Genomic DNA, 11,948 nt, shown 5'->3' on the forward strand with positions numbered 1-11,948 from the left:
ACGGTTTTTGGGGCGATGGCCAACCTGGACGCATTTCTCGCCCCGCTTGACGGGGAAAATCCTTCCGGCGCCGAACTGCGGAACGACCCGCAGTTTCACGCCATAGAACGCCTTTTGCTTCCCGCCTCGCGCGACAACCGCACCGAAGAGCCCGGAACGCCCCCCGCGATCACCGCGGCGGTGGACTGGTCCGAGGTGCTGGACATGGCCGAGACGCTGGCCGCGACCGGCCGCGACCTTCGGCTTTTGGTGATCGTGGCGCGGGCACAGGCCAATGTCGACGGCATCGACCCCGCCTCCGGTTACCGCGGCTATGCCGGTCTCGCTCAGGGGCTGGAGATGCTGTCGGCCACGCTCGACACCTTCTGGGATAGCCTGCATCCCGCGCTGAAAGACCGGCCCAGCCCGCGCGACGCCGCGCTGGCGCGGATCAACGCGCTGATGCAACTGGAAAACGACGATAACGGGCTTTTGGGCGATTTGGAGATGAACGCGGTAATCACGCCGCGGGGGCTGGGGCCGGTCAGCGGCGCCGATCTGGCCGCCGGAACGCTGACCGACAACGACATCCTGCGCGAAGGGCCTTCGGGGCTGGGCGCCAAGGAAGAGGCCGCGCTGATCGACGCGCACGAGGCGCGGGTGCACCGGGTCGAGGCGGCGACGCGCGCCTTCGCGGCCGAGGCGCCCGAAGCGTTTTCGGCGGTCAGCGGCGATCTGGCCGCGGCGCGCGCGGCGCTGACCGGGCTGGCCGAGACGATGAATGCCCGTCTTGAGGCGCGCCCGGGCGAGGGCGTGCGCTTTGCCGAGCTGACGCAGTTTCTCGAACGGGTGGCGGCCACGCTGTCGGCGGCGGCCGCCCATGCCGGCGCCGATGCGGCCGACGCGGCCGCGCCCGATACCGCACCGGCCGCGGGGGCGTCGCCCGCGCCCCGCCCCGCGCCCGCCGCGGCGCGCGGCGTGCCCAACGGCGCGATCAACAGCCGCGAAGAGGTCGAGCACTGCCTCGACATGATCATCGCCTTTTACGAGCGCACCGAGCCGGCCAGCCCGATCCCGCATCTCGCGCGGCGCATGCGCCGGATGGTGCCGATGGATTTCATGGAACTGATCGAAGAACTGGCCCCGGGCGGGGTGAAGGAATTCCGCAACGTGGCCGGCGTGTCGGACGAGAAACGCAAATAAGAGAGCGAATAGGGAAGGACCGGGTCTGGAGATGAGCGACAGCAAGCAGAAGGTCATCGAACGCAACCGCGCCCCGCGGGTGCAGATCGCCTATGACGTGGAGCATTACGGAAGCCCCACCACGATCGAGCTGCCCTTCGTGATGGGCGTCATGGCCGATCTGGCCGGCGATTCCGAGAGCGCCGAGGCCAAGAAATCGGTCAACGACCGCACCTTCGTGGAAACCGATGCCGGGCGGTTCAACAAGTTCATGGAGGCGCTGGCGCCGCGGGTCAAGGCGCGCGTTCCCAACAAGCTGCCCAGCAAGGAGGGCGAGGAGGCCGACGAGGAAATGTTCGTCGATCTGACCTTCGAGAACATGTCCGATTTCGCGCCCGACAAGGTGGCCGAGCAGATCCCGCCGCTGGCCGAGCTGTTGAAGATGCGCAAGCAACTGGAGGAGTTGCTGAGCTACATGGACGGCAAGGTCGACGCGGAAAAGCGCATCGCCCAGTTGCTGTCGAACGAGCCGCTGCTGGCGCAGGCCGCCGAAGAGGCGATGAAAAACACCAAGGGCGAGGAGGGCTGAGCCATGGCCGATACCGAGCAGAAACCGGGCGCCGCCGGCGCCGCGGGCGAGGCCGAGGCGCTTGACCTGGGCGAATTCAGCGACCTGCTGGAAAAGGATTTCCGCATCAAGGAGAGCGAGGCCGACAAGCTCAAGGCGCTGGTCTCAAACCTCGCGCTGGCGGCCACCGAAAAGTCCGGCACCGCCACCATCTCGGGCAACGCCGTCAAGTCGATCAAGTCGCTGATCGCAGGGCTGGACAGCATGCTGACCGAGCAGATGAACGAGGTGATGCACGCCCCCGAGATGCGCCAGATCGAGGGCACGTGGCGCGGCCTGCATTACCTGGTGAACAACACCGAGACCGACCAGAAGCTGAAGATCCGCGTTCTCAACATCAAGAAGGACGACCTGGCCGACATCCTGGAGGATTACGAGGGCCAGATGTGGGACCAGTCGCCGGTGTTCAAGAAGCTCTACACCGAGGAATACTCGATGTTCGGCGGCGAGCCCTTCGGCGCGATCATCGGCGCCTACGAGTTCTCGCACAAGCCCAAGGACGTGGGGCTGTTGCGCAACCTCTCGGGCATCGCCGCGGCGGCGCACGCGCCGTTCATCGCGGCGGCCGCGCCGCAACTCTTCCGCATGGAAAGCTGGCAGGAACTGCCCAACCCGCAGGACCTGGAACAGATCGTATCGTCGCCCGACTACGCAAGCTGGCAGTCCCTGCGCGAGTCGGAGGATGCGCGCTATATCGGCCTGACCATGCCGCGGGTGCTGGGGCGCCTGCCCTACGGCGCCGAGACGGTGCCGGTCAAGGGCTTCGACTTCGAGGAAAAGATCGACGGCGACCACGACAACTACGTCTGGATGAACGCGGCCTTCGCCATGGGCGTCAACATCAACCGCAGCCACAAGCTTTATGGCTGGGGCAGCCAGATCCGCGGCGTGGAATCGGGCGGCACGGTGACCAACCTGCCGGTCCATACCTTCCCCACCGACGACGGGTCGGTGGCGATGAAATGCCCGACCGAGATCGCCATCGACGACCGCCGCGAGGCGGAGCTGGCCAAGCTGGGCATGATGCCGATCCTGCACCGCAAGAACACCGACGTGGCCGCCTTTATCGGCGCCCACACGCTGCAGGACGACGAGGCCCGCGCGGGCAAGCTGGTCGATCCCGACGCCCAGGCCAACGAACGGCTGTCGGCCAACCTGCCCTACCTGCTGCCGGTCTGCCGTTTCGCGCACTACCTCAAGGCGATCGCGCGCGACAAGGTGGGCACCTTCAAGGAACGCTCCGACATGCAGGTCTGGCTGAGCGAGTGGATCAACCGCTACGTGCTGGCCAACCCCGCCATGGCCGACGACGCGGCCAAGGCCAAGCGCCCGCTGGCCATGGCCGAGGTGCAGGTCGACAGCGTGGAGGGGCGTCCGGGTTACTACGCCGCGCGGTTCTTCCTGCGGCCGCACTACCAACTCGAAGGGATCAACGCCAGCCTGCGGCTGGTCTCGGAGCTGCCTTCGGTCAAGTCCTGACGTTTTGACAACCAGGGAGAAAGACAATGCCTTTGACCGCTTACATGAAACTGCCCGACATAGATGGCGAGTCCAAATCGGCCGATCACGAGGACGAGATCGACATCTACGACGTCGAATGGGTGCTCGAGCAGGCCTCGCACGCGCAGATCGGCTCGGGGCGGACCCGCGGCCGCGCACAGATCCACCCGATCCACGTCTTCAAATGGTACGACGCCTCCTCGCCCTACATCGCGCTGGCCTGCATGCAGGGCAAATCCTTCGACGAGGTCATCATCATGGTGCGCAAGGATTCGGGCGATGCGCACCTGGACTATCTGCAGATCACCCTCACCAATACGGCGATCTCGCATTACGAGGTCCTCGGCGAATACCAGGACAGCAAGTCGATCCATGAAAAGGTCGGGCTGGCCTGTGAGACGATCAAGTTGAAATACATCGTTCAGGCCGAAGACCATTCCGCGGGCGACGAGCACGAGGTCGAGTACGACATAGCTGCAGGCAAGTAACGCCATACCGGGAACGTCACCCATGCCCGATCCGGGCCTTCATGCCAGAAGCGAACGCGTGCAGCCGTCCCTCTGGGACCGGCTGCGCGACGACTTGCCGGGTTTGGTCGCCGAGACCGACGCGCTGCGCGCCGAACTGGCCGCCCGGCTGGGCGCCGAGCGTGTCGATGCGCTGGCCGCCGGCGGCCTGCGCGCCATCGAGCGCGAAACCGACCTCGACGACGCCACCCGGCGGCGGCTGGTCCTTTTGGCCGAACGCCAGCTCGAACGCCGCCGGCTGGAAGATCGCGGCATCGTCGTCACCCCCGAGGTGCTGCGCGAGGCGGTGCGCCGCGATATCGAGGCGCTGTTCAACATCGAGCGGCTCGAGGCGCATTTCCTGCTGACCGCGCGCGAGCGCGCGGACCGCGAAGACCCCGCGGATTTGCTGGCCGACTACCCCGAGATCCGCGCCTCGGTGGTCAATTACGGGGTGCCGGCCTTTGCCGGGCACAAGGGCAACGATTTCGACCAGGACAAGCTCGCGCGCGATTTGAAGGCGACGCTGCAAGTCTTTGAGCCACGGCTGAAATCCGACAGCCTCAAGGTGCAGGTCAGGGTCGGGCGCAAGACCGGGCTCAGGGTCGATATCGACGGCATTCTCATGGTTGCGCCAGTGCCCGAGCGGCTGCGCCTGTCGACCACGATCGACCTGGACAGCGGTCAGGCGCTGACCACCGTCGAGGCGGTCTGATGGACCGTGCCTTCCTGTCATATTACGAGGACGAGCTGAGCCATATCCGGTCGCTCGCTGCCGAGTTCGCCGGGCTGCACCCAACGGTGGCGCGCAACCTCGCGCTCGACGCGGTGCCCTGCCCCGACCCCTATGTCGAGCGGCTGCTCGAAGGCGTGGCCTTCCTCGCCGCGCGCACACGGCTCAAGGTCGATGCCGAGGCCAGCCGCCACGTGCGCAACCTGCTCGACGCGCTTTACCCCGACATCGCCGGACCGGCCCCCGCCATGGCCATGGCCGAGCTCGCGCCGGGCCCGCAGCTCGATTCGATGCCCGGCGGCCATGTGGTGCGGCGCGGCACCCGGCTGGCCGCGGGGCTGCGCGAAGGGCTGGCCACCCGCGCGACCTACACCACCGCCCAGGACGTGGCGCTCTGGCCCATCCGCCTGGCCGGCGTCGAATACCTGCAAGACCGCGGCGCGCTGCGCGCCGCAGGGCTGGCCGAACGGCATTGTGCCGGCGCCGAGGCCGGGCTGCGGGTGACGATCGCCGCGGCCGGCGCCACGCCGCTGAGCCAGCTTTCGCTGGACCGGCTCGACCTCTATCTCGGCGGGCGGGCCAATGGCGGCGCACTGTTCGACGCGATCTTCGGCTGGGGGCGGCGGGTGCTGGCCCGCCCGGCCAAGGGCGACGGCGCCTTTCACGACGCCCGGCCCCCCGCCATGATCGGCATCACCGATGCCGAGTCGCTCTTGCCCCGCGTGCGCCCGGCCTTCGAGGGCTACCGCCTGCTGCGGGAATATTTCCTGATGCCCGAGCGGTTCCATTACGCGCGGCTCGACGGGCTGGCGCCCGCGATTGCCGCGGCGGGGGATGGCGGGGTCGAAATCGTGCTGCTGCTCGACCGCGCGCAACCCGCCATCGCCGATATCTCGATCGCCGATTTCCGCCTTTTCACAACGCCTTTGGTCAATCTCTTCGAAAAGGAATGCAACATCGTCGAGATCGACCCGCGCAGAGCTGCCCACGTTGTGCATGCCGACCGCACGCGGCCGCGCGATTTCGAGATCTACCGGATGATCCGGGTCGAGGATGCCGACCGCGAGGGCCCCGAGGGGCGGATCATGCCGCTGTTTTCGGTCGAGCAGAACCGCGGCGCCACCGGCCAGGTCTACGCCACCGAGCGCCGCCGCCGCCGCCCCGGCGAGGACGAGCTGCGCCGCGGCCAGACCCGCACCGGCTATGCCGGCGACGACGTCTTCGTGTCGCTGTCGCACCCGCCGGGCAGCGGCGCGGCGGCGCTGGCCCGGCGGCTCGACATCCGCGCGCTTTGCACCAACCGCGACCTGCCGATCCTCGACGACACGCCCCGCCTGACGCTGGAAACCGGCGATCCGGTCGGCGAGGTGCGGCTCTTGGGGGCGCTGCGCCGTCCGCGCCCGTCGCTGGCCGCCAGCCTGCCCGAGGGGCGCGGCGGCAGCCAGACGCTGGATGCGCTGACATGGCGCTGGATCGGCCAGTTGAGCCTGAATTTCCTGTCGCTGGCCGAGGCCGGCACCGATGCCGAACCGCTGCGTGCGCTGCTCGACCTCTATGCCGACCGGGGCGACCCGGCGCTGGCGCGGCATGTCAATTCGCTCAAGCGCGTAGCCTCGGCGCCCCGCGTCGAGCGGCTGGGCCTTCCCGGGCCGATCTGCTTTGGCCACGGCACGCAGATCACGCTGGAGATCGACGACACGGTGCTGTCGGGTGGCGCGACGCTGCTGCTGAGTGCGTTGTTGAACCGGCTTTTCGGCCGCTATGCGGCGATCAATTCCTTCGTCCGCACCAAGACGCGGCTGGTCAGCCAACAGCAGGAGGTGACATGGCCGATGACGCCGGGCCGTCGCGCCCCGATCTGACCGAAAGCTCCGCCCTGCCGCCGGGCCTGGAGGCCGCCGAGACCGGCTTTTTCCAGTTGCTGCGGCTGATGGAGACCGACACGCACCGCTTTGGCCGCGACGGCGGGCCGGAACGCGAACCGGCGCGGCTGGGCCAGGCACTGCGGCTGAGCTTTGCCACGCGCGACGTCGAATCGATGAGCGCAGGCACCCCGCCCGTCATCGAGGTCAACGTGCTGGGGCTGTTGGGCCCCGAGGGGCCGATGCCGCTGCACATGACGCGCTGGGTGATGGCGCGGCTGTCCAACCGCTGGTTCGCGGGCGACAAGGCCGGGGCAAGCTCGGATACCGCGTTCCTGGATTTCTGCAACCTTTTGCAACACCGGATGATCGCGCTTTACTGGCGGGCCTGGGCCGATGCCCGGCCCGAGGTGCAGATCGCCCATGGCAGCGGCGGCGGGACCGGCGCGATGATCCGCGCGCTGGCGGGCGTCGGGCTGCCCGGCGGCGAATGCGACGGCCTGCGCGGCGACCGGCACGCGCTGCGCCACGCCACGTCGCTGGCGCAGCAGGTCCAGGGCGTCGAGCGGCTGACGCGCTATCTTTCCGACGTGATCGGCGCGCCGGTGGACTTGCGCGAATTCGTGGGGGTCTGGACGCCGATCCCCGCCCGCCTGCAGACCCGCCTGGGGCAGGCCCATGCCGGGCTGGGCACCGGCGCGGTGGCCGGCAGCCGCAGCTTTGCGCGCCACGCGCGGGTCGAGATCGTGGTCGGCCCGCTCGACCTGCCGCGGTTCACCGCGCTGATGCAGGACGGGCCCGCGCGGGGCGATCTGCGCCGCGCCGTGCTGTTCGCGCTGGGCCACGAGATCGGCGCCGACCTGCGGCTGGTACTGGCGGCCGACGATGTGCCGGCCGCCCGGCTGGGCGCCAGCCGCCTTGGCCGCACCGCCTGGCTGACGCCGCGGGCGCCGCGCGACGCGGACGACCTGCGCCTTGCCGATGTCACCGCGCCGCCCCCGCCCCAACGGGAGGCCGCATGACCCTGACACTGGTTCTGGAAAACGCCCCCCACCCGCAGGCCGAAACCAGCCGCCGGCTGGAGGCGGGCGAGCTGACCATCGGCCGCGATGCCTCGGCCGACTGGCAGATCGACGACCCGGAAAAATACGTCTCGCGCCGGCATTGCACGGTGCTGGCCGACGATGGCGGCTTTACCGTCACCGATACCAGCAGCGGCGGGCTGTTCGTGGACGGGGCCGACCAGCCGCTGGGGCCCGGCAACAGCGTGCGGCTGGAGCCGGGGATGCGCCTGCGGCTGGGCGATTTCGTGCTGCGGGTGGACCTGCCCGCCACGGACCGGCCCGCCGCGCCCGAGCCGGCGCGCAAAAGCGGCCCGTTCGATTTCAGCTTTGACGAGGCCCCGGCCTACGAACCCGCGCCCGAGCGCCCCGCCGATCTGCCGCCGCGGTTTCGCGGCAGCATGGCCACCGGCGGCTATGCCGAGCCGGAGCCCGAGCCGGGCAAGGACCCCGCCGCCTTCCAGTTCGACGATCCGTTCACGCTGGACCCCGAGCGCGCCCGCAAGACCCCGCCGCCCGAACGCGAAACCGGGCCCGACACCCCGCCCGCGCCGCCGGCCGGGGGCGGCGGCTATTTCGGCGCGCTCGACGCGCCGATCGGCGGGCCGGCCGACCCCGCCCCCGAACCGCCGCGCCAGCGCCAGCGCCCGGTGCCCCCGGCCGCCGCCGAAGAGGCCGCACCGCCCCCGCCGCAAGGCGCCCCGCCCGCCGCACGCCCCTCCGCCCCGACCCCGTCCGACGCCGCGCTGCGCGATGCCTTTTACCGCGGTCTCGGCATCGCGCCGCCGGACGACGGCGCCACCACCGAGGCCGAGATGGAGGCGCTGGGCGCGCGGTTCCGGGCGCTGACCGAGGGGCTGATGGCGATGCTGCGCGCCCGCTCGCAGGAAAAGCAGAACGTGCGCGTGGCCCAGACGGTGATTGGCAGCGCCGACGTCAACCCGCTGAAATTCCTTGCCACGCCCGCCGAAGGGGTCGATGCTTTGGTCCGCCCCCGCGGGCCGGGATATCTTGACCCCGACGCGGCCATTTCAGCGGCCTACCGTGACCTGGCCGACCACCAGATGCGGACATGGGTCGCGCTGCAGGCGGCGCTGAGGCGGATGATCGACCGGTTCGACCCGGCCGAGATCGAGAAGGAGCTTCAGGACATGGGCCTGATCGAGACATGGCTGTCCGGCGGGCGCGGCGCCAAGCTCTGGCAGCTTTACGAGGAACGCTACCGCGAGATCGCCGAGTCGGCCGAGGACCGCTTTCTCGGCGAGGTCGGCGCCGATTTCCGCGAGGCTTACGAGGATGGACAAGGGAGGTGAGACCATGACCCGTATTCCCAGACGCTACATTCTGGCCGGGGGCGGCGCGGCGCTGTTTCTGGCGGGGTGCCAGGCCGGCCCCGGCGCAGTCACGGTGTCGGCGCAGGGCGCGGCGGGGATGAACCCCGGCCCCGACGGCAGCGACCGCCCGCTGACGCTGACGGTGATGCAACTGCGCGGCGCGGCGGCGTTCGACGGCGCCGATTTCTACGCGCTGCAAACCCCCGCGGCGGCGCTGGGCGGCGATCTGATCAAGACCGACCAGATCGTGCTGGCGCCCGGCGGTTCGGCCTCACGGGTGATCGGGATCGAGACCGGGGCGGCGGTGATCGGCGTGGTCGGCGGCTTCCGCGACCCGGCGGGCAAGGTCTTTCGCGTCAAGACGGCCGCACCGGCCAAGGGTGACGCGGGGCTGATCGTGCGGGTCGGGCCCGGCGGCCTCTCTCTCACGCGGGTCTGAGGGGGCGCGGGGCCGGCATGGCAGAACGAAACAGGGTCGTCTGGTCGGAGGGGCTGTTCCTGCGCACCCAGCATTTCCAGCAGCAGGACCGCTGGACCGAGGCGATGGTGCGTGGCGCGATGCAGACCTCGCCGTTGCAGAATTTCGGCTTTCGCCGGCTGGTGCTCGACGCCGCGGCGCTGGATGCCGGCCGGCTGGGCATCGAGGCGGCCGAGGGCATCTTTCCCGACGGCACGCCGTTTTCGCTGCCCGACATGATGCCCGCGCCAGAGCCGGTGCCGGTCGGCCCCGACACGCCATCGGGCCTTGTCAGCCTCGCCGTGCCGCTGGAGCGCGCCGGCGCGGCCACGATCGAGCCCGCCCATGCCGAGCCAGGCGGCGCGCGCTACCGCGGCGTGCTGGTCGAGGCGCGCGACACCGTGAAGGGCGGCGCCGACCCCGAAGAGATCGAGGTGGCGCAGCTTCAGCCCCGGCTGATGCTGCCCGGCCACGAGATGGCAGGCTTTACCGCGCTGCCGGTGGCGCGCATCGACGGGCTGGGCGCCGAAGGAGCGGTGGCATTGGTCGACGGCTACCTGCCGCCGGCGCTGGCCACCTCGGCGGCGCCCTGGTACGCGCGCTTTGCGCAAGAGGTGGTGACCGGGCTCGACCGCATCGCCGAGGCGCATGGCGGGCTGCTGCTGGCCGGCAGCGGCGCCTCGGTCGAGAACCTGCTGATCCTGGAGCTGGCCAATACCGCGCGCCCGCGCATCGCCCACATGCTGGCGCAGGATCTGTTCCACCCCGCCGAATTCTACCTCGAGCTGGCGGGGCTGGCGGGGCGGATGGCCACCTTCGGGTCGAATTCGCGCCGGCTGAGCGCGCTGCCCGATTACGACCATGCCGACCCCCAGCCCGCCTTTGCCGCGCTGGCCGACACGCTGCGCTCGCTCATGCTGTCGTTGCGCCATGTCGAGACGCGCTCGCGCGCGCTGGAGGTCCGGCGCCATTCCAAGAATGTCTGGACGGTGCGGCTGGGCAACCCCGAGCTTGTGGCCAATTCGCGTATCGTGCTGCGCGTGGGGTCCGACATGTCCGACGAAAGCCTGCGCAAGCTTTTCGTCAACCAGGCTACGGTGGGCGCCGCCGACGAGTTCGACACGCTTTGGAAATCGCGCCTGCCGGGCATCCCGCTGAAACCCCTGCACTCGCAGCCGCGCGAAATCCCCTATGATGGCGACAGGCTGTGCCTCGAACTCGACCGCGGCTCCGAGCATTACGCCTCGCTTGCCGACGCGGCGGGCTTCGTGATCGGGGTGTCGGGCACACTGGAGCGCGAGCCGGAAATCGACTGCTATGCGGTCAACAGGTAAAGGCCATGACCCGCGATGATCCCTTCGGACTTGGAAACGACGCCGGGCGCACCCGCATCCGGCCGCTGCCCAAGCGCCGCAGCCCCGGCACCCAGCGCCCCGGCGCGGGCCACGACGCGCCGCCGCCGGGCGGCACGCCGCGGGTACGTCAGGCGCGGGCCACCGACAACGCGCTGGTCGCCGCCTTTGCGCCGTTGCTGGGGCTCGCGCCGGAACTCGAACGCGCCGAGGCCCCGGAAAACCCCGAGACGCTGCGCGCGCGCCTGCTCGACAACCTGATCTATGCCCGCGATGCCGCGGTGGGCGATGGCGTGGCACTCAGCCGGGCCGACCGGGCGGGGTGGTTCGTGGCCGCGCTGCTGGACGATATCGCGCTCAACACCCCCTGGGGCGGGAATTCGGACTGGCCGCGCCAGCCGCTGGTGGTGTCGCTCTCGGGCGACGTGGACGCGGGCACCCAGTTTTTCGACCGCGCCGAAGAGCTTTTGCGCTATCCCGAGCGCGACCCCGAGATGCTGGAACTGGCCTTCATGTGCCTCAGCCTCGGCTTTCGCGGCAAACACCGGGTCTCGGGCGCGGCGGGCGACGGGGCGCTGACGCAGCTGCGCGCCTCGATGGCCCGTGCCCTGCACCGCCCCGACGCCGCCGACGCGGACCTTGCGCCGCACTGGCAGGGCGTGACCGCCACCGACGAGGCGCCGCGCTTTCGCGTGCCGCTGTGGTCGATCGCGCTGGTCGCCGCGGCGCTTATCACGGCGATATACGCCGGGCTGGGGATGCGGCTGTCGACCCGCGGAGAGCAGCTTTTCACCCTCGCGCAGGTGCTGCCGCCGGCCGATCGCGCCGGCATCTTCCGCCCCGTGCGCGAGAGCGAGCCGCCGCCAGAGCCGCTGATCGTGCCCGAACCCGTGGTGCTTGAACTGTTGCCGCTCTTTGCCGAGGCCGCGCCCGCCGACACCGCCCAGGCGCTGACCGGGCGCGAGGACGTGGCGCTGGCGGTGATCGCCGTGCAGGCCACCGACCCCGAGGTGTTCCGCTCGGCCAAGTCCGACATCAACGATGTCTACAACCCGCTGATCGCCTCGATCGCGCGGGTGATCCTCGATAACCGCGAGGTCATCGGCGGCGTGCGCGTGGTGGGCCACACCGACAGCGTGCCGGTGCAGCGCGCCAACCCCTTCGCCTCGAACCAGGGCCTGTCCGAGGCGCGGGCCGAGACCATCGCCAAGCTGCTGGTGGGCTTCGGCATCCCCGCCGATATCGTGACCTCCGAAGGCCGCGCCGCGACCGAGCCCATCGCCGACAACGCCACCCGCGCGGGGCGCGCGCGCAACCGCCGGGTAGAGATCTACATCGAGAAGAAGGTCTGAGC

At 70.1% G+C, this 11,948-nt stretch carries 11 protein-coding genes; all 11 read left to right on the forward strand.

The window, feature by feature from the left end; genetic code table 11:
• Positions 1 to 15 precede the first annotated feature (15 nt).
• Genes Ga0609869_RS12430 through icmH form a run of 11 tightly spaced genes read left to right on the forward strand, consistent with a single transcriptional unit; the run spans position 16 to position 11,946 of the window.
• The gene (locus tag Ga0609869_RS12430; protein WP_125402935.1) at positions 16 to 1,182 is read left to right on the forward strand and encodes a type VI secretion system protein TssA; all 1,167 of its coding nucleotides are present in this window, start codon (positions 16 to 18) and stop codon (positions 1,180 to 1,182) included.
• 31 nt (positions 1,183 to 1,213) lie between these two features.
• Positions 1,214 to 1,750 (forward strand): type VI secretion system contractile sheath small subunit, encoded by a 537-nt coding sequence (tssB, locus tag Ga0609869_RS12435; protein ID WP_125402936.1) that lies wholly within the window; start codon positions 1,214 to 1,216, stop codon positions 1,748 to 1,750.
• A 3-nt stretch (positions 1,751 to 1,753) separates the two neighbouring features.
• Positions 1,754 to 3,268: a type VI secretion system contractile sheath large subunit gene (gene tssC / locus Ga0609869_RS12440; protein WP_125402937.1), complete on the forward strand. Its 1,515-nt coding sequence runs from the start codon at positions 1,754 to 1,756 to the stop codon at positions 3,266 to 3,268.
• Between the two features lie 26 nt (positions 3,269 to 3,294).
• Entirely contained in the window at positions 3,295 to 3,777 is a 483-nt protein-coding gene (locus Ga0609869_RS12445; RefSeq protein ID WP_125402938.1) for an Hcp family type VI secretion system effector, read from the forward strand.
• A gap of 58 nt (positions 3,778 to 3,835) precedes the next feature.
• The gene (locus Ga0609869_RS12450; RefSeq protein ID WP_245972070.1) at positions 3,836 to 4,510 is read left to right on the forward strand and encodes a type VI secretion system baseplate subunit TssE; all 675 of its coding nucleotides are present in this window, start codon (positions 3,836 to 3,838) and stop codon (positions 4,508 to 4,510) included.
• Positions 4,510 to 6,390, forward strand: coding sequence for a type VI secretion system baseplate subunit TssF (tssF, locus tag Ga0609869_RS12455; RefSeq protein ID WP_125402940.1), 1,881 nt, complete (start codon positions 4,510 to 4,512; stop codon positions 6,388 to 6,390). The genes Ga0609869_RS12450 and tssF overlap by 1 nt, the downstream gene beginning before the upstream one ends.
• On the forward strand, positions 6,354 to 7,412 hold the full coding sequence (gene tssG / locus Ga0609869_RS12460; protein ID WP_125402941.1) for a type VI secretion system baseplate subunit TssG: 1,059 nt from the start codon (positions 6,354 to 6,356) through the stop codon (positions 7,410 to 7,412). The genes tssF and tssG overlap by 37 nt, the downstream gene beginning before the upstream one ends.
• Positions 7,409 to 8,764 carry a type VI secretion system-associated FHA domain protein TagH gene (gene tagH / locus Ga0609869_RS12465; RefSeq protein WP_369022864.1) on the forward strand — a complete coding sequence of 452 codons (1,356 nt, stop codon included), beginning with the start codon at positions 7,409 to 7,411 and terminating at the stop codon, positions 8,762 to 8,764. The genes tssG and tagH overlap by 4 nt, the downstream gene beginning before the upstream one ends.
• A gap of 4 nt (positions 8,765 to 8,768) precedes the next feature.
• Complete coding sequence (gene tssJ, locus Ga0609869_RS12470) at positions 8,769 to 9,224, forward strand: type VI secretion system lipoprotein TssJ (protein WP_125402913.1); 456 nt, start codon at positions 8,769 to 8,771, stop codon at positions 9,222 to 9,224.
• A gap of 17 nt (positions 9,225 to 9,241) precedes the next feature.
• On the forward strand, positions 9,242 to 10,576 hold the full coding sequence (gene tssK, locus Ga0609869_RS12475) for a type VI secretion system baseplate subunit TssK (protein ID WP_125402912.1): 1,335 nt from the start codon (positions 9,242 to 9,244) through the stop codon (positions 10,574 to 10,576).
• A 5-nt stretch (positions 10,577 to 10,581) separates the two neighbouring features.
• On the forward strand, positions 10,582 to 11,946 hold the full coding sequence (gene icmH / locus Ga0609869_RS12480) for a type IVB secretion system protein IcmH/DotU (RefSeq protein ID WP_125402911.1): 1,365 nt from the start codon (positions 10,582 to 10,584) through the stop codon (positions 11,944 to 11,946).
• Positions 11,947 to 11,948: the final 2 nt, after the last annotated feature.

The organism is Rhodovulum iodosum, assembly GCF_041020385.1.
Classification (GTDB): Bacteria; Pseudomonadota; Alphaproteobacteria; order Rhodobacterales; family Rhodobacteraceae; genus Rhodovulum; species Rhodovulum iodosum.

What these genes read in the sequence shown, in the direction of transcription:
- tagH (WP_369022864.1), top strand. Translation starts at nt 7,409, where the DNA reads ATGACCCTGACACTGGTTCTGGAAAACGCCCCCCACCCGCAGGCCGAA.
- icmH (WP_125402911.1), top strand. Translation starts at nt 10,582, where the DNA reads ATGACCCGCGATGATCCCTTCGGACTTGGAAACGACGCCGGGCGCACC.
- tssC (WP_125402937.1), top strand. Translation starts at nt 1,754, where the DNA reads ATGGCCGATACCGAGCAGAAACCGGGCGCCGCCGGCGCCGCGGGCGAG.
- Ga0609869_RS12430 (WP_125402935.1), top strand. Translation starts at nt 16, where the DNA reads ATGGCCAACCTGGACGCATTTCTCGCCCCGCTTGACGGGGAAAATCCT.
- tssG (WP_125402941.1), top strand. Translation starts at nt 6,354, where the DNA reads ATGGCCGATGACGCCGGGCCGTCGCGCCCCGATCTGACCGAAAGCTCC.
- tssF (WP_125402940.1), top strand. Translation starts at nt 4,510, where the DNA reads ATGGACCGTGCCTTCCTGTCATATTACGAGGACGAGCTGAGCCATATC.
- tssK (WP_125402912.1), top strand. Translation starts at nt 9,242, where the DNA reads ATGGCAGAACGAAACAGGGTCGTCTGGTCGGAGGGGCTGTTCCTGCGC.
- tssJ (WP_125402913.1), top strand. Translation starts at nt 8,769, where the DNA reads ATGACCCGTATTCCCAGACGCTACATTCTGGCCGGGGGCGGCGCGGCG.
- tssB (WP_125402936.1), top strand. Translation starts at nt 1,214, where the DNA reads ATGAGCGACAGCAAGCAGAAGGTCATCGAACGCAACCGCGCCCCGCGG.
- Ga0609869_RS12445 (WP_125402938.1), top strand. Translation starts at nt 3,295, where the DNA reads ATGCCTTTGACCGCTTACATGAAACTGCCCGACATAGATGGCGAGTCC.